Source organism: Streptomyces sp. KL116D (genome assembly GCF_030766975.1).
Classification (GTDB): Bacteria; Actinomycetota; Actinomycetes; order Streptomycetales; family Streptomycetaceae; genus Streptomyces; species Streptomyces longispororuber_A.
This window is the reverse complement of record NZ_JASERH010000146.1, coordinates 1-17,340: the sequence shown is the minus strand read 5'-3', so window position 1 is coordinate 17,340 and position 17,340 is coordinate 1. Positions and strand designations below refer to the sequence as shown.

Genomic DNA, 17,340 nt, shown 5'->3' with positions numbered 1-17,340 from the left:
AGCCGCGCCCCATGCCCCACCCCGCATCGCCGGACCCCCGCCACGACGGCTTCGTGCGGGTGCGCGGCGCCCGTGAGCACAACCTGCGGGGCGTCGACGTGGACATCCCGCGCGATGTCCTGGCGGTCTTCACCGGGGTCTCCGGATCGGGCAAGTCGTCGCTGGCCTTCGGCACCGTCTACGCCGAGGCGCAGCGCCGCTACTTCGAGTCGGTGGCCCCCTACGCCCGCCGTCTGATTCACCAGGTCGGCGCACCGAAGGTCGGCGAGATCAGCGGTCTGCCGCCGGCCGTGTCGCTGCAGCAGAGCCGCTCGGCGCCGACGTCGCGCTCCTCGGTCGGCACGGTCACGACGCTGTCGAACTCGCTGCGCATGCTGTTCTCCCGGGCCGGGCGCTATCCGGAGGGCGCCGAACGGCTCGACTCGGACGCCTTCTCCCCGAACACGGCGGCCGGGGCGTGCCCGGCGTGCCACGGCCTGGGCCTGGTGCACCGCACGACGGAGGCGCTGCTCGTCCCGGATCCGTCGCTGTCCGTCCGGGACGGCGCCGTCGCGGCCTGGCCGGGCGCCTGGCAGGGCAAGAACCTGCGCGACATCCTCGACACCCTCGGCTACGACGTCGACCGCCCCTGGCGGGAGTTGAAGCAGGAGGACCGCGACTGGATCCTCTTCACGGACGAGCAGCCGGTGGTCACCGTGCACCCGGTGCGGGACGCGGACCGGATCCAACGCCCGTACCAGGGCACGTACATGAGCGCGAACCGCTATGTGCTCAAGACGTTCTCGGACTCCAAGAGCGCGACGCTGCGGGCGAAGGCGGAGCGGTTCCTGGCGAGCGAGCCGTGTCCGACGTGCGGCGGGGCGAGGCTGCGCGCGGAGGCGCTCGCCGTCACGTTCGCGGGCCGGACGATCGCGGAGCTCGCCCGGCTCCCCCTCGCCGAACTGGCCCGGCTCCTCACGGAGTCCGGGGACGACTCGGAGACCGCGCGGGTCCTCACCGAGGACCTGTGCGCCCGGATCGGGACGGTCACCGAGCTCGGCCTCGGCTACCTCAGCCTGGACCGGCCGACCCCGACCCTGTCGGCGGGCGAGCTGCAACGCCTGCGCCTGGCAACGCAGTTGAGGTCCGGCCTGTTCGGTGTCGTGTACGTCCTCGACGAGCCGTCGGCCGGGCTGCACCCCGCCGACACCGAGTCGCTCCTGACGGTCCTCGACCGGCTCAAGTCGGCGGGCAACTCCGTCTTCGTGGTCGAGCACCACCTGGACGTGGTGCGCCGCGCCGACTGGCTGGTCGACGTGGGACCCCTGGCCGGGGAGCACGGCGGGCAGGTGCTGCACAGCGGCCCGGTGGCCGACCTCGCGGGCGTCGAGGGCTCGGCGACGGCCCGCTTCCTCTTCGACGACTCACCGCCGCCCGAGCGCCGGGTCCGGGAGCCGAAGGGGTGGCTGAAGGTCGGCCCGGTGACCCGGCACAACCTGCGGGACGTGACCGTGGAGCTGCCGCTCGGCGCGTTCAGCGCCGTCACGGGCGTCTCCGGCTCCGGCAAGTCGACGCTCATCGGCGAGATCACCGAGGAGCTCAACGGCGTGGGACGCCTGGTGGTCGTGGACCAGAAGCCGATCGGCCGCACGCCGCGCTCCAACCTGGCGACCTACACGGGCCTGTTCGACGTCGTCCGCAAGGTCTTCGCGGCCACGGACGAGGCGCGGGCCCGCGGCTACGGCGTCGGCCGCTTCTCCTTCAACGTCGCGGGCGGGCGGTGCGAGACCTGCCAGGGCGAGGGGTTCGTCAGCGTCGAGCTCCTCTTCCTGCCCAGCACGTACGCGCCGTGCCCGGACTGCGCGGGCGCCCGCTACAACCCCGAGACCCTGGAGATCACCTACCGCGGGCGGAACATCGCGGAGGTGCTCGACCTGACCGTGGAGTCGGCGGCCGCGTTCTTCGCGGACGACGAGGCGGCCGGATCGGTGCTGCGGAGCCTGCGCACGCTCCTCGACGTGGGTCTGGGCTATCTGCGGCTCGGCCAGCCGGCCACCGAGCTGTCCGGCGGCGAGGCCCAACGCATCAAACTGGCCAGTGAGTTGCAGCGGGTGCGGCGCGGCCACACCCTGTACCTGCTGGACGAGCCGACGACCGGACTGCACCCGGCCGACGTGGAGGTGCTGCTGCGGCAGCTGCACGGGCTCGTCGACGCGGGGCACTCCGTGGTGGTGGTCGAGCACGACATGGCGGTGGTCGCCGGGGCGGACTGGGTCGTGGACATGGGGCCGGGCGGCGGTGCCGCGGGCGGCCGGGTCGTGGTGGCCGGACCGCCCGGCGTGGTGGCCGCCGACCCGACGAGCCGGACCGCCCCCTACCTACGGCGACGGACGGGCGGCTGACGCCTGCCGGAGCTTCCCCTTCGCGAGCTTGCCGGTCGGGGTGCGCGGCAGCGCCGGCACGAAGTCCACCTGCCGCGGCACCTTGTAGCGCGCCATCCGGTCCCGGACGTACGCGGTCAGTTCCTCGCCGAGGTCCGGCCCCGGCTCGACGCCTTCGGCGGGCTGCACCACCGCGCGCACCGACTCCCCCATCTCCTCGTCCGGCACCCCGATGACGGCCACGTCGGCGACCGCCGGATGCAGCACCAGGCAGTCCTCGATCTCCTGCGGGTAGATGTTGACCCCGCCCGAGATGATCGTGAACGCCTTGCGGTCGGTGAGGTAGAGGTAGCCGTCCTCGTCGGCGTGCCCGATGTCGCCCGTGGTGGTCCAGTTGGGGTGGTCGGGGTGCTGGGCCTCGCGGGTGCGGCCGTCGTCGCGGTGGTAGCGGAAGGGCAGTTCGTCGCGCTCGAAGTAGACGACGCCGGTCTCCCCCGGCGGCAGCACCTTGCCCGCCTCGTCGCAGATCCGCAGCTCGCCGAGGAGCCCGGCACGCCCCACCGAACCCGGCTTGCGCAGCCATTCGTCGGGGCCGATGAAGGTGATCCCGTTCCCCTCCGTCGACGAGTAGTACTCGTACAGGACCGGCCCCCACCAGTCCATCATGCGTCGCTTCACCTCCACCGGGCAGGGCGCGGCGGCGTGGATGGCGACCTTCATCGACGAGGTGTCGTACCGTTCGCGCACCTGCGCCGGGAGCTTCAGCATCCGCACGAACATGGTCGGCACCCACTGGCTGTGCGTGACCCGGTGCCGGGCGATCGCCGCCAACGCCCCTTGCGCGTCGAAGGACTTCATCAGGACGACGGTGCCGCCGGTCGCGGTGATCGTGCCGCAGAACCGCAGCGGCGCGGCGTGGTAGAGCGGCGCCGGACAGAGGTAGACGGTGTCCTCGCCGAAGCCGTACATGGGCTGGAACAGCAGCTGGTACGTGGTCGGGTCGGTGCGGATGTCACCGTCGGGCAGGGCGGGCTCGATGCCCTTGGGGCGGCCCGTGGTGCCGGACGAGTAGAGCATGTCGGCCCCGCGCGGCTGCACCGCGGGCGGCTCGGCGGACGCGGCGGCGAGGGCGGCGGCGTACGTCCCGTCGCCGAAGCCGAGCAGGTGCTCCACCTCGGGTACCGACTCCACGACCCGCGCGGCGAGTTCACCGAGCGTGCCGTCGGCGACGATCAGCGCCTTCGCCCCGCAGTCCCGCACGATGTACGCGGCTTCGTCGGCGGTCAGGTGGTGGTTGACGGCGGTGAGGTAGAGCCCGGAACGCATGGTGGCCCAGTAGACCTCCATGACGCGCGGATCATTGTCGGACAGGAGGGCCACGTGGTCACCTCTGCGCAGTCCCGCCCCGCGCAGATGGTCGGCGAGACGCAGCGAGTTCTCCTCCAACTCGCCGTACGTCAGCGTGGTGCCGCCGTCGGCGGTGACGACGGCGGCCCTGACTGGGTCGAACGCTCCCGGATGCATGGGGTGAAGGTACCCCCGTGATGTGACGGTACGTCAGGGGTCGTCAGCGCCCTTCCGTCAGGAGACCCCTCCCGTCAGGAGCCCAGTTCCGTCAGGAGCCCAGTTCCGTCAGGAGCCCAGTTCCGTCAGGAGCCCAGTTCCGTCAGGAGCCGGGACCACAGGTCGGAACGCTCGCGCAGGTGCGCCCAGCGCTCGGTCCGCTCCAGCACGGCGGCGCATGCCTGGTCCACCGTCATCGCCTCCCGCCCGACGACCTCGCGGACGACGACCACCGAGGCCAGGAACCCCCAGCGGCCGGCCTCCGTCGTCCGGGCCGCGACGGCGGGCACGGGCGCGTCCGGCGCTGTGGCCCGCACGTGCTCGACGAGCGGGGCCAGCCAGCGCGCCCACCGCTCGTACGGGTCCGACGCCGCTTCGTCCTCGGCTCGCTCGGCGAACGGTTCGAGGACGGCTCGCAGACGGTCGATGTACTCGGCCGCCTCCCCTGTGACCTGCGGATACTCGCTCCGGAAGTGCTCCCACCCGATGTCGGCGCACTCGGCGATCTCCGTCAGCCACCAGCGCCCGCCCGGCCGCAGCAGTTCGTCGCCCGCGAGGACGAACGCGGCCTGCAGCACCTCGTAGGAGGGTGCGGAACGCTCGGCGAGGAGGACGGCGTCGTAGAGGTCCTTGCCCTGCGGGTGGACGTCGCTGATCAGCCACATGACCTTCCAGGCCAGCGACAGCTCCGGCGTGACCGCGTCGACGACCGTGCCCGGTCCCGCGCCGAGCGGGCGCAGCGGGGTGGGGACGGCCGGGGACGCGAGCAGTTCGTGGAAGACGACGTCGATCTGTACGGTGCCGCCCGCCGTGCCCGGCGCGGTCCACGGCAGCAGCAGCCGTCGCCCCGGCACCCGGTCGTACGTCCAGATGTCCTCGGTCACCGCGCCGTCGGCGTCGATGAGGACGCCCCCGTCGGGCCGGTCGCGCGCGGTGCGCTGCGCGGCGGCCGCGAGCTGCCCGAACAGCTCCCGGGCCTCGGTGCCCTCGAACTCCCAGTCGGCGGGCGCCACGTAGTCGAGATCGCCCGGCTCGCGCGCGGCGGCACCGAACCAGGTGGCCATCAGCGCACTGCCGCGCAGCACCAGACGTGCGCCGAGCGGGGTGCCGGCGACGGCGGCGAGCACCAGGTCGAGGGCGGTGCGCCGGGCGAGGAACCAGGCCCGCGCCTCGTCCTCGCTCGTGAACCGGGGGTCGCCCGCCCGGTACGCGTACGGGAACTGGACCAGCGCCGGGTCGAAGACGGCCCGCTGGTCGAGGCCCTCGGGCGCCGGCACGAGGGTACGCGGCAGGGCGAGGCCCCAGCGGACCTCCGCCGCCGGTGAGGTGTGCGGGATCGGGTCCTGCGCGTGCAGGGCGCGCCGCCAGACCTGGTCGTCGGGCGGTCCTGGGGACTGCGGGGGCGGTGTCATGACGGATCTCCCTCCCTGATCCAGCCCGCGTCGAGGGCGAGGCGGGTGTCGTGCAGGACGTACTCGCGCTCGGTCTCCAGGATCCGCACGCCGGGGACGGCGGCGAGGTCCGCGAGGAGCGCGTCGAGGCGCCGCCCTGCGGTGGCCCGGCCGACGCCGTGGCAGCGCTGGGTCACGAAGCGCTCGTGACGTCCGTCGGCGCGGGTGCGGCGGGCGTTCCAGGACACGTGGGCGGTGTGCCGCTCGACGCGCGCGGCGAGCGCCCGCGGGGCGCTGCCCTCGTCCAGGAGCACCTTGACGTGGTGCTCGAAGTGCAGGTGCGCCGGGGCGGCGTCGGCCTCGGCGTCGGTCGCCGGAACTCCGGTGGCCCACGGCGCGGCCTCCGTCTTCGCCCGGACGACGGGGAAGCCGTCCCGGGCGAGGTCCTCGACGGTCCGCGCGACCCGGCCGGCGATCCACGCGTCGGCCCGCTCCCGGCCGCGCAGCGTCACCATCGGCTGGGAGCGGTGCCGGCCGCGGGCGAGCACGATGGGCGTGAAGCCGAGTCCGCGGGCCGCCGCCCAGGAGGCGAGCCGCGCGACCGGGCCGCCGTCGGCACCGTCGGAGCGCTCGGAGCAGTCGGGCCCGTCGGCATCGACGGTGAGGTGGGTCTCCAACTCGCCTTCGTAGCGCTCTAGTTGTCCAGCTCCTTGGCCGGTTCGACGTGGGCGGACCACTGTGCCGTCTCCTCCGCTGTGAGCACCCGCTCCAGGACCAGGTCGCCCGTCATCCCCGGGAAGAACCGTCCGGCCGGCCAGCCGCGGTCGTACGGCGGCGGGTCGAGGACGAGCAGGCGGGAGCCGTCGACGACGGGTATGTCGCTGGGTGTGCCCTCATTCCATATCCAACTGCCGTCCGGCGCCACCAAATTGAATGCGCCCCGGGTCGGGACCTGGCCCGGCGCGTCCCGGCACACGGCGACCTCCTGCGGTGCGGGCGCGGAGCCGGGCAGGTGCCCGCCGCCCACCAGCCGGTGGGCGAGCAGCGTGTGCAGCTGGAAGGTGTCGCCGATGCCGCTCATCCGCAGGGCGTAGCCCGTACCGCTCGGCCGGTCGAACACGACCAGCGGCTCGTCGTCCAGGACGAGCAGGGCGTACTTCAGGCACTTGAAGTCGTGTCCGGACGCCTCCTCGACGGCCCGCACCGACGTCAGGAGCGCGGCGCGCCGTGCCGGGTCGAGGCCGGTGCGGACGGCGGCGTGGCTGAGCATCGCGACGGACGCCATCTCCCACTGCGGCAGCGACCACCAGGCCATCGCCTGCTCGAAGCCGGTGCGCTCGATCACCTTCTCGTCCGGCCCCGGGTCCTCGGGCTCGGGGAGGTCGTCGTCCCCGCTGCCGGTCCAGCGCTCGCAGAACTCGCCCGCGGCGCGGACGGCGTCCTCGAGACGGTCGAGGACGGCCGGTGCGCACGCGCGCGGGTCGGCACCGCGCTCGACGCACGCCCCGATGACGACCGCGACCGTGCCGCGCGGCCCCGGCGGCACGTCGGCCAGTGCCCCCGCGAGGCGCGCCGCGCCCGTCGCCAACTCCTGCGCCCCCGCGCGCCCGTAGTGCCGGTGCAGCTGCCGCAGGCCGCGCTCGGCCGCCGCACTGTCCTGCTGCCGCAGAGCGGCCTCGAAACCGGTGACGGCGTCGAGGAACCGCTCCCTCCCCCTGCGCTTGAAGATCATGCGCGAAGCGTATCCGGGGGCGCCGACAACGCGATGGCGGGACCGGGAGAGCACCACCTCCCGGTCCCGCCCACCCCGCGCTGTTCGCGGGACGCCTTTCGGTGGGTCAGCGGGCGACCTTGCGGTTCGCGCGCAGCCACTCCTTGTTCATGCTGGTGATGGAGAACAGCGGGATGCCCTTGGGGCAGGCCGTCGCGCACTCGCCGGTCAGCGTGCAGCCGCCGAAGCCCTCGTCGTCCATCTGGGCCACCATGTCCAGGACCCGGGTCTCGCGCTCCGGGGCGCCCTGCGGAAGGACGTTGAGGTGGTTGATCTTCGCGGAGGTGAAGAGCATGGCCGCGCCGTTGGGGCAGGCCGCCACGCACGCGCCGCAGCCGATGCACTCGGCGTGCTCGAAGGCGAAGTCGGCGTCGGGCTTGGGCACGGGGGTGCTGTGGGCCTCGGGCGCCGCACCGGTCGGGGCCGTGATGTAGCCGCCGGCCTGGATGATCCGGTCGAAGGCGGTGCGGTCGACGACCAGGTCCTTGATGACCGGGAAGGCGGAGGCGCGCCACGGCTCGATGTCGATCGTGTCGCCGTCCTGGAAGGACCGCATGTGCAGCTGGCAGGTGGTGGTGCGCTCGGGGCCGTGCGCGTCGCCGTTGATGACGAGCGAGCACGCGCCGCAGATGCCCTCGCGGCAGTCGTGGTCGAAGGCGACGGGGTCCTCGCCCTTGACGATGAGTTCCTCGTTGAGGGTGTCGAGCATCTCCAGGAACGACATGTCCTGGGAGATCCCGTCGACCTCGTACGTGGACATGGCGCCTTCGGCGTCGGCGTTCTTCTGGCGCCAGACGCGCAGGGTGAGCTTCATGCGTAGCTCCGCTGAGTGGGGTGGACGTACTCGAAGACCAGGTCTTCCTTGTGCAGGACCGGGGAGGCGCCGGTGCCGGTGAACTCCCAGGCGGCCGCGTAGGAGAACTCCTCGTCCTGGCGGGCGGCCTCACCGTCGGGCGTCTGCGACTCCTCGCGGAAGTGGCCGCCGCAGGACTCGGCGCGGTGCAGCGCGTCGAGGCACATGAGCTCGGCGAGCTCGATGTAGTCGACGATGCGGTTGGCCTTCTCCAGCGACTGGTTGAACTCCTCGCCGGTGCCGGGCACCTTGATGCGGCGCCAGAACTCCTCGCGGATCTGCGGGATCCGGTCGAGGGCCTTGCGCAGGCCCTGCTCCGTGCGGGCCATGCCGCAGAACTCCCACATCAGTTCGCCGAGTTCGCGGTGGAAGGAGTCCGGTGTCCGGTCGCCGTCGACGGCGAGCAGCCGGGCGAGCCGCTCCTCCGTCTCGCGCACGACCTCGACGGTCGCGGGGTGCTCGGCGGTCACTTCCTCCTCGTGCGGGTGCTTGGCGAGGTAGTCGTTGATGGTGGCGGGCAGGACGAAGTAGCCGTCCGCGAGGCCCTGCATCAGCGCGCTCGCACCGAGCCGGTTGGCGCCGTGGTCGGAGAAGTTCGCCTCACCGATGGCGAACAGGCCCGGGATCGTGGTCGACAGGTCGTAGTCGACCCACAGGCCGCCCATCGTGTAGTGCACGGCCGGGTAGATGCGCATCGGCACCTGGTACGGATCCTCGTCGGTGATCCGCTGGTACATGTCGAAGAGGTTGCCGTACTTGGCCTCGACGGCCTTGCGGCCCATGCGCTGGATGGCGTCGGCGAAGTCCAGGTACACGCCCTGGCCGCCGGGTCCGACGCCCCTCCCCTCGTCGCACACGTTCTTCGCGGCGCGGGAGGCGATGTCGCGGGGCACGAGGTTGCCGAAGGACGGGTAGATGCGCTCCAGGTAGTAGTCGCGCTCGTCCTCGGGGATCTCGTTGGCCGGGCGGTCGTCGCCCTTGGCCTTCGGCACCCAGATCCGTCCGTCGTTGCGCAGCGACTCGCTCATCAGCGTGAGCTTCGACTGGTGGTCGCCGGTGCGCGGGATGCAGGTCGGGTGGATCTGCGTGAAGCACGGGTTGGCGAAGTAGGCGCCGCGCCGGTGCGCCCGCCAGATCGCCGTGGCGTTGCTGTTCATCGCGTTGGTCGACAGGTAGAAGACGTTGCCGTAGCCGCCGGAGGCGAGTACGACGGCGTCCGCGAAGTACGTGTCGATCTTCCCGGTGACGAGGTCCCGGGCGACGATGCCGCGCGCCTTGCCGTCCACGATGACCAGGTCGAGCATCTCGGTACGGGGGTGCAGCTCGATGTTGCCCGCGGCGACCTGGCGGCTGAGGGCCTGGTAGGCGCCGAGCAGGAGCTGCTGGCCCGTCTGGCCGCGGGCGTAGAAGGTCCGGGAGACCTGGACGCCGCCGAAGGACCGGGTGTCGAGGAGTCCGCCGTACTCGCGGGCGAAGGGCACGCCCTGGGCGACGCACTGGTCGATGATCTCGACGGAGATCTGGGCGAGCCGGTGGACGTTGGACTCGCGGGCCCGGAAGTCGCCGCCCTTGACGGTGTCGTAGAAGAGCCGGTGCACGGAGTCGCCGTCGTTGCGGTAGTTCTTCGCGGCGTTGATGCCGCCCTGCGCGGCGATCGAGTGGGCCCGGCGCGGGGAGTCCTGGTAGCAGAACTGGACGACGTGGTAGCCCTGCTCGGCGAGCGTCGCGCCCGCCGAGCCGCCGGCCAGGCCGGTGCCGACGACGATGACGGTGTGCTTGCGGCGGTTGGCGGGGTTGACCAGCTTGGCCTCGAAGCGGCGCTTGTCCCAGCGCTCGTGCACGGGTCCGGCCGGGGCCTTGGTGTCGACGACCGGTTCGCCGGTGGAGTACTCCGCGTACTCGGAGGACAGAGTCATGTTCTTCAGCTCACCAATCCGGTCATGACGCCCACGGGCACGGCGACGAAACCGAGCGTGAGCAGTACGGCGAGTACGGTGCCGACGGTCTTCAGGACGCGGTCCCGGCTGCGGCTGCCGACGCCGAGGGTCTGTGCGGCGCTCCAGAACCCGTGCTGGACGTGGAAGCCGAGCGCGACCACCGCGACGATGTAGATGACGTTGCCGTACCAGGTCGAGAACGTGTCGATGATGTTCTGGTACGGGTGCAGGTGCTCGTACCCGCCCGGGTGCACCGTGCCGGTCGTCAGGTCGAGGATGTGCCAGACGATGAACAGGCCGAGGATGATGCCGCCCCAGCGCATGGTGCGCGTGGCGTAGCTCGCGGACGGCTTCTTGTGCACGTACTTGCTGGGGCGCGCCCTGATGTCGCGGCGGCTGAGCTGGTACGCGGACGTGGCGTGGGCCACGACGGCGACGACGAGCACGATCCGGACCAGCCACAGGGCCCACTCGTAGTGGAGCACCGGTCCGCCCATGGTGCGCAGCCAGTGGGCGTAGTGGTTGATCTCCTCGGGACCGAAGAAGATCTTGAGGTTCCCGATCATGTGCGCGACCAGGTACAGCAGCATGACGATGCCGCTGACAGCCATCACGGTCTTCTTGCCGAGGGAGCTGTCCCAGATCGTGCGCGTCATGGAGGACCGTCGGTCCGTCCGCGTTGCCAGAGCCATGTCTCCAGACGGTAGGGGCGAAGGGCCCGATCGGTCCAAGACATGGTGCGCCTCATTTCCATAGAGGTTCGCTATGGAGGGAACTATTCTGGTACGCATGCAGTTCCAGCAGCTCCACTACTTCGTCGCCGTCGCGGAGACCAGGCACTTCACCCGCGCCGCCGAACTGGTCCACGTCGCCCAGCCGTCGCTGTCCCAGCAGATCCGGGCGCTGGAGCGGGAGCTGGGGGCGGATCTGTTCCTGCGCGCCCGGGGCAACATCACGCTGACGGACGCCGGCGAGGCGCTCCTTCCGCTGGCCCGCCGGATCCTCGCCGACGCGGACACGGCCCGGCACGAGGTGCAGGAGCTGGCGCAGCTCAGACGCGGCCGGGTGCGGCTCGGGGCGACGCCGTCGCTCTGCACGGGCCTGCTGCCCGACGTGCTGCGCGCCTTCCACGACCGCTATCCCGGCATCCAGCTGATGATCGAGGAAGGCGGCTCGCACGACCTCGTGCGGGAGCTGGCGCGCGGCGCGCTGGATCTCGCGCTGGTCGTCCTGCCGCTGCCGGCGCCGGCGCCCGCGCTCACCACGGTCGAGCTGTTGCGGGAGGAGTTGGTGGTGGTGTCGTCGGCCGGGTCACCGCGGCCGGGGCGGGGGCGGAAAACGGTGCGGATCTCCGACCTGGAGGGTGAGCGGCTCGTCATGTTCCGGCACGGGTACGACCTGCGGGAGCTGACCGTCGCGGCGTGCCGGGCGGAGGGGTTCGAGCCGGACTTCGCGGTGGAGGGCGGGGAGATGGACGCGGCGCTCGGGTTCGTCCGGGCGGGGTTGGGGGTGGCCGTGGTGCCGTGGATGGTGGCGACGCGGGCCGGGGCCGATCTGCACGTCACGCCGCTGGCCCGTCCCGGTCTCCACCGTACGATCGCGCTGGCCCACCGCTCGGACGTGGCTCCGCCACGGGCTGCGCGCGAGCTGCAGCGCATGCTGCTGCAACAGGCCGGCTAGCGCTGCCCCGTCCTGAGCGTTGCCCTGTGCGGGTGCGTCTGCCGTGCCGGGCTTTCGTCGCGGGGTGCCGGTGCGTGGGGCTTCTCGCGCAGTTCCCCGCGCCCCTGGAGGCCTGCGGCCTCCTGGAGGCGCACGGAGTGCGCCCTTCAGGGGCGCGGGGAACTGCGCGAGCAACCACGACGAGACCCGCACACGCAGTCGGGTTTCCAGGGGCGCGGGGAACGGCGAGAGCCGCAGACGAAATCGGGTTTCCAGGGGCGCGGGGAACTGCGCGAGCGACCACGACGAGAGTCGCGGACGGAGTCGGGTTTCCAGGGGCGCGGGGAACTGCGCGAGCAGCCCCCACCGGCCCGCGGTCGAAGGACACAGGGGCGAGGCCCCACCCGCGCGCAGACGGTCGACCCGGAGGAGCCCCTACGGGGTGCGGTCCGTGAGGCAGTACGCGCCCCCGGAGGGGTCTCGCATGACCGTCCAGGTCCGCCCCTCCCGCACCCGCACCGCCCCCAGCCCCTCATGAACGCCCCGCACCGCGGAGCGGTCCCCGCAGGCCACGTCCAGATGGGCCGACGCCACGTCACCCGAGTCGAGCCGCTGGAACAGCAACCGCACCGGCGACGCCGCCAGCACCCTGAACTCCGGCCCGGCGCACGCCACTTCGGGCCACCCGGTGAGCCGGCCCCAGAAGGCGACCTCCGCGTCGAACGCGTCCGACGGCGTGTCCAGGCACACCTGGTCGAGACGGCTGCGCGGCGGCACAGCGCCAGGCACCACCCGCTCCCCCTGCCACGCCACCAGGCAGAACAACTGCCCCGCGGGCGAGCGCAGCACCTCGAGACCCGGTTCGGAGTACACCGCCCCGGCCCCGAGAGACCGCGCCCGCCGCGCCTCGCCGACCACGTCCTCGACGGCGAGGTCGACGTGCGCGCCGCCCGCCCCGTCCAGCACCCCCTGCACCTTCAGGCAAGGATCACCGCCGGACGGCATGAGCGTCACGAACTTTCCACGCTCACCGCGGAGTTCGGACAACCGTGTGCCGGTGACCCGCGCCCAGAAGTCGCAGGCCGCGCCGAACTCCGCGTACGGCCGGTCGATGAACGCGTACGCCCACCGGACCGCGCTCACCCCGTGGCGTCCGCGAGGGCCAGCTCGTGCAGCCGGTCCGGCGGGCCGGGACGGGCGTAGTACCAGCCCTGCGCCGTGTCGCAGCCGAGCTGCTTCAGCTGCTCGGCCTGCGCGCCGGTCTCGACGCCCTCGACGGTGACCGCGAGGTTCAGGCTGTGGGCGAGCGAGACGATGCCCTCCACGATCTTCAGGTCCACGGGATCCGCGGGGTACTGCTGCATGCCCTGGGTGAAGGAACGGTCCAGCTTGAGCACGTTGACCGGCAGCCGGCGCAGGTTCGCGAGGTTCGAGTAGCCGGTGCCGAAGTCGTCGAGCGCTATGTCCACGCCCATCTCGGACAGCCGGCGCAGCGGCTTGAGCAGATCGTCGTCGGCGCCGATCAGCGCCGACTCCGTGACCTCCAGGCAGAGCGCGCCCGGGGCGAGCCCGGCCCGCTCCAGGATGTCGACCGTGTCGGAGACGAGCCCGGGGTGGGTGAGCTGCATCGGGGACAGGTTGACGTTGATGCGCAGGGGGCCCGCGTCCGCGTGCCGTTCCTGCCAGACCCGGGCCTGGCGTACCGATTCCTCCAGGACCCAGCGGCCGAGCGGCACGATGAGGCCGGTGTGCTCGGCGAGCGGGATGAACCGGTCGGGGCCGAGGACGCCGTGCTGCGGGTGCAGCCAGCGGACCAGGGCCTCGGCGCCGCGCACGCTGCCGTCGCCGAGGTGCACGAGCGGCTGGTACTCGATGAAGAACTCGCCGCGGTCCAGGGCGGCGGGCAGGGCCGTGGTCAGGCCGTGCCGGGTGATGGCGCGGGCGTCGGCCTCGGGGTCGGCGAGCTCGTAGCGGTTGCCGCCCGCGGACTTGGCCCGGTACATCGTGATGTCGGCGCTGCGCAGCACCTCGGCGGGGCTGCGCTCGCCGGCCGGTCCCTCCACTATGCCGATGGAGCCGCGCACGGTCAGTTCGCGGCCGTCGATGCGGATCGGCGTGGCGAGGGCGTTCATGATGCGGCCCGCGAGCTCGTCGACCTCGGCCTCGGTGTCCTTGCCGGTGGTCAGGGCGACGAACTCGTCGCCGCCGAGCCGGGCGACCATCTCGCCGCGGGCCGTGGCGCAGGCCTGCAGCCGGTCGGCGACCTCGACGAGGAGCCGGTCGCCGACGGCGTGGCCGAGGCTGTCGTTGATGGTCTTGAAGCCGTCGAGGTCGAGGTAGCACAGGCCGAAGCGCATGCCCTCGCCCGCGCCGAGCACCTTCTCCAGGCGCTCGAAGAAGAGGGTGCGGTTGGGCAGGCCGGTCAGCGCGTCGTGGGTGGCCTCGTAGCGCAGGCGCAGGTTGAGCAGCCTGCGCTCGGTGGTGTCCTCCATCAGGGCCAGCTGGTACTGCGGGACACCGTCCTTGTCGCGCAGCAGCGACACCGTCAGATTGGTCCAGAGGGCGGTGCCGTCGGGCCGGTAGAACGCCTTCTCCACCCGGTAGTGCTCGCGCTCGCCGCGGACCAGCTCGTTGTAGAGGTGCCAGACCTGCGGGGCGTCCTCGGGGTGGGTCCACTCGGCGACGTTGCGGCCGCGCAGCAGGCCCTCGCCGCCGCCGAACATCCGCACCAGCGCGTCGTTGACCTCCAGGACGGTGCCGTCGAGGTCGGCGATGCCGATGCCGATGGCGGCGCCGTGGAACACCGCGCGGAACCGGGCCTCGCTCGCGTGCAGGGCTTCGGCGACGACACTGCGCGCGTTGAGCGCGGCCCGCGAGATCGCCTCCTGCTCGGCAAGGGTGCGCTCGCGCAACGCGGCCGCGAACCCGGCCGCGACGGCGTGCTGGATGCGGGCGCAGCGGGCCCGCAGATCGTCCTCGCGCTCGGCCGTGCGCGCCTCTTCGCCGCAGTACAGGACGAGGTACGCGTCGACCACGTCGAGGGTGCGGCTCAGCGCCTCGGGGTCGGTGCAGTGTGCGTCGATCAGGGCGGCGCCGACCGCCCTGGCCTCCACGGCGTCCAGGCTCCGCGCGGCCAGTGCCGCGCGCAGCCGCCGGACGACCGGCACGAGTTCCTCCTCGAACTCGGGCCGGGTCAGGGACGTCGCCGTCACCGGGTAGATGGCCCGGCTCCAGATCGTGGCGAACCTGCGCAGTCTGTCCTCCGGTCCGCCCGGCTCTCCGCTCACGCCTTGCGCCCCACTCCCACATAGCCCGCGAATGTGTACGGGTCCTCGTCCTCGGGCGCGGTCTGCGGCCGCCACACCGGCATCGGCACGATGCCGGGCTCGACCACCTCGTAGCCCTCGAAGAAGCGTCCGATCTCCGCGGGACTCCGCATGATCAGCGGATTGCGGACGTCCTTCCGGTAGACGTCGACCGCACCGTCGGCCTGCTCCGTCGAGATGTGCATTCCCTCGTAGGAGGCGTGCGTCACGATCAACAGGCTGCCGGGTGCGAGCGCCTCGCCGAGTTCGGCCACGGCCGCGTACGGGTCGTCGGCGTCCTCGACGAAATGCAGTACGGCGACCAGGAGCAGTGCCACCGGCCGCCGCAGGTCGAGGAGTTGGGTGACCTCGACGCCGCTCAGGACGTCCCGCGGCTTGCGCAGGTCGGCCGTGAGGACCGCGGTGTCCGTGTTGCCTTCGAGCACGGCCCTGCTGTGGGCGACGGCGACCGGGTCGTGGTCGACGTAGACGACGCGGGCACCGGGGCTCGCCTGCTGGGCCACCTCGTGCACGTTGCCGAAGGTCGGGATGCCGGAGCCGATGTCGAGGAACTGGGTGATGCCCTCGTCGACGGCGTACCGCACCGCCCGCCGCATGAACGCCCGGTTCGCCTGCATGATCTTGGGCAGGCCCGGCATGAACTCCATGGCCTTGCGGGCGGCGTCCCGGTCGACCTCGAAGTTGTGCGAACCGCCCAGGTAATAGTCGTAGATCCGGGACACACTGGGCACCGAGATGTCGATGCCCTGCGGGGCCCAGGCAGGACGCTCCATCAATCTCTCCAAGGCGTAGGCGAGCCGGTGTTCGAGCTGAGGCTACTGATCAGCTGCCAAAGGAGCGAGTCAAAACGGAAATTGACCGTCCGTTCTCGGTCACTGCCTGCGGCACGTGCCAATTGGCCGTGATCCGAAACCACCCCGAAACCATCTCTTTCCCAACCGAAAAGAACCGGTCCGTTCCCGGCACATGACCATCACTGGGCCATGTGAGGAACGGACCGGCGATTCGCCAAATCCTTGACGACTCTACTGTGAGCCGCTTGCCGGACGCACCGGCCCCTCCTCGGTTGTTACTTGGGAGCGCCCACCGGCTTTCCGTCCGGAGCCGCGGCGTACCAAGTACCACCGACTCCCTGACCGTTGGTGTCACCCGGCTTCTTGTCACCGGAGAACGTATAGACCGGCCAGCAGTTCAGGGTCTGCTGCTTGGTGCCGTCGGGCCGGGCGAAGGTCATGTATCCCTTGAGCGGAATGTTCTCGGTGTCGTTCTTCGCGACCGGCGGGACCGCCGGCCACTTCTGCGCGCACGCGCCCACGCAGTTGGACTTGATGGGCCACGCCGAGTCCTTGAGGAAGCGGTAGACGGTCATGCCGTTCTTGTCGACGACGATCTCGCCGAGCTTGGGGTCCTTGCGCGTGGACAGGCCCTTGAGGTCGGCGGGCTGCGCGGCGGAGGCCGGGCTCGCCTTCTTCCCGTCGGGCGCCGCGGCGTACCAAGTGCCGCCCACGCCCTGCCCCTTGGCGTCGCCCGGCGCGGTGTCCATCGCGTACCGGTACATCGGCCAGCCGTCGATGGTCAGCTGCTTGGTGCCGTCCGGCGCCGTCACCTCGCCCATCAGGGCCGGGTCGACGCCCGGCGCGGCCTTCGCGCCGCTCGCGGGGACGGCGGGCCAGGCCTTGAGGCAGGCGGCGTCGCAGTTCGACTTGGGCGGCTGCGCGGTGTCCTTGTCGAAGCGGTACATGGTGAATCCGGCGCTGTCCGTGAGGACCCGGCCGAGCTTCTTGCTGTCCCACACGGCGAGCTGTCCGGCGGACTTGGCCTTGGCGGCGTCCTTCTCGGCGCCGCCGCCCGCGTCGCCGTAGCCGTCGGAGCCGTAACCGCCCTGCGCCGGGGCCGCGTTGCCCACGTTCTGGCCGTTCGTGCTCTGGTCGCCCTTGTCCTGACCGCACGCCGTCGTCAGCGCCAGCAAGGCCGCAGCTGTCGCTACGAGCGAGGCGCTCCGCCAGGAGGTCTTCATCGTCAACTCCCGCTTGTTACTTGGGTGTTGTGCGATCCCGGTCGGGTCCGCACATGGCCCTAGGTACGGGCGTGGACGGCGGGTGCGTTCAACGCGGTTCAAGATTTCTTGCGCGCAAACCTCGTGTGCCCCCACTCCCCACGTTCGGGGCAATCCACGGCGACGCGGGCGTGCCGGACGGCAGTGCCGCCCATGATCTCGGTCGTGGATCGAACCAGTCGGGCCAGGTCCGCCCTGGTCACACGAGTCCTCGCGGTGCTGGCCACCGCCTGGCTGTGCGGCGCCGCCGCGCCCGTGGCCCAGGCGCTGGCCCCCGCCGACAGCTGTGCGTACGCCTCGATCGACGGCGGCGCGACGGGCGGCGCCGTGGCGGTCTCCGGCGACGGCGTCACCTGCAGCGCGGGCCCGAGCACGCCCCCGCCGACGAAGCCGGCCCCCGCGCCGCCGCCGAAACCCGCACCGC

At 71.9% G+C, this 17,340-nt stretch carries 13 protein-coding genes and 1 pseudogene; 3 read left to right on the top strand and 11 right to left on the bottom strand.

The genetic code is table 11. The annotated features are described in order from the left end of the window. Positions 1–11: 11 nt before the first annotated feature. Positions 12–2,381, top strand: coding sequence for an ATP-binding cassette domain-containing protein (locus RBJ77_RS57400; protein ID WP_372352239.1), 2,370 nt, complete (start codon positions 12–14; stop codon positions 2,379–2,381). Here RBJ77_RS57400 and RBJ77_RS57395 read toward each other — a convergent pair. The 7 genes from RBJ77_RS57395 to RBJ77_RS57365 form a co-directional block, all read right to left on the bottom strand. After that, on the bottom strand, positions 2,358–3,884 hold the full coding sequence (locus RBJ77_RS57395) for an acyl-CoA synthetase (protein WP_372352238.1): 1,527 nt from the start codon (positions 3,882–3,884) through the stop codon (positions 2,358–2,360). The two genes, RBJ77_RS57400 and RBJ77_RS57395, sit on opposite strands and share 24 nt — an antisense overlap. Positions 3,885–4,009: 125 nt before the next feature. After that, on the bottom strand, positions 4,010–5,335 hold the full coding sequence (locus RBJ77_RS57390; protein WP_372352237.1) for a nucleotidyl transferase AbiEii/AbiGii toxin family protein: 1,326 nt from the start codon (positions 5,333–5,335) through the stop codon (positions 4,010–4,012). Further along, complete coding sequence (locus RBJ77_RS57385; RefSeq protein WP_372352236.1) at positions 5,332–5,991, bottom strand: hypothetical protein; 660 nt, start codon at positions 5,989–5,991, stop codon at positions 5,332–5,334. Before RBJ77_RS57385 ends, RBJ77_RS57390 begins: the two co-directional genes overlap by 4 nt. A gap of 17 nt (positions 5,992–6,008) precedes the next feature. After that, entirely contained in the window at positions 6,009–7,046 is a 1,038-nt protein-coding gene (locus tag RBJ77_RS57380; protein ID WP_372352235.1) for a hypothetical protein, read from the bottom strand. 106 nt (positions 7,047–7,152) lie between these two features. Further along, positions 7,153–7,899, bottom strand: coding sequence for a succinate dehydrogenase/fumarate reductase iron-sulfur subunit (locus tag RBJ77_RS57375; protein ID WP_255980953.1), 747 nt, complete (start codon positions 7,897–7,899; stop codon positions 7,153–7,155). Next, positions 7,896–9,854: a fumarate reductase/succinate dehydrogenase flavoprotein subunit gene (locus RBJ77_RS57370; protein WP_372352234.1), complete on the bottom strand. Its 1,959-nt coding sequence runs from the start codon at positions 9,852–9,854 to the stop codon at positions 7,896–7,898. Before RBJ77_RS57370 ends, RBJ77_RS57375 begins: the two co-directional genes overlap by 4 nt. A gap of 5 nt (positions 9,855–9,859) precedes the next feature. Next, complete coding sequence (locus RBJ77_RS57365; RefSeq protein ID WP_372352233.1) at positions 9,860–10,567, bottom strand: succinate dehydrogenase; 708 nt, start codon at positions 10,565–10,567, stop codon at positions 9,860–9,862. A 97-nt stretch (positions 10,568–10,664) separates the two neighbouring features. On the opposite strand from RBJ77_RS57365, the gene RBJ77_RS57360 reads away from it, so the two are divergent. Continuing rightward, positions 10,665–11,555: a LysR family transcriptional regulator gene (locus RBJ77_RS57360; protein WP_372352232.1), complete on the top strand. Its 891-nt coding sequence runs from the start codon at positions 10,665–10,667 to the stop codon at positions 11,553–11,555. Between the two features lie 414 nt (positions 11,556–11,969). Here RBJ77_RS57360 and RBJ77_RS57355 read toward each other — a convergent pair whose 3' ends face one another. The 4 genes from RBJ77_RS57355 to RBJ77_RS57340 form a co-directional block, all read right to left on the bottom strand. Beyond that, a complete protein-coding gene (locus RBJ77_RS57355) occupies positions 11,970–12,677 on the bottom strand; it encodes a VOC family protein (RefSeq protein ID WP_372352231.1) in 708 nt (235 codons plus the stop codon). After that, positions 12,674–14,821 (bottom strand): putative bifunctional diguanylate cyclase/phosphodiesterase, encoded by a 2,148-nt coding sequence (locus RBJ77_RS57350; protein ID WP_372352230.1) that lies wholly within the window; start codon positions 14,819–14,821, stop codon positions 12,674–12,676. Before RBJ77_RS57350 ends, RBJ77_RS57355 begins: the two co-directional genes overlap by 4 nt. Further along, the gene (locus RBJ77_RS57345) at positions 14,818–15,633 is read right to left on the bottom strand and encodes an SAM-dependent methyltransferase (RefSeq protein ID WP_372352229.1); all 816 of its coding nucleotides are present in this window, start codon (positions 15,631–15,633) and stop codon (positions 14,818–14,820) included. The genes RBJ77_RS57350 and RBJ77_RS57345 overlap by 4 nt, the downstream gene beginning before the upstream one ends. Positions 15,634–15,929: 296 nt before the next feature. Beyond that, on the bottom strand, positions 15,930–16,877 hold the full coding sequence (locus RBJ77_RS57340) for an SCO0930 family lipoprotein (protein ID WP_372352228.1): 948 nt from the start codon (positions 16,875–16,877) through the stop codon (positions 15,930–15,932). A gap of 204 nt (positions 16,878–17,081) precedes the next feature. On the opposite strand from RBJ77_RS57340, the pseudogene RBJ77_RS57335 reads away from it, so the two are divergent. Continuing rightward, a pseudogene (locus RBJ77_RS57335) lies at positions 17,082–17,340 on the top strand (hypothetical protein); the annotation flags it as partial.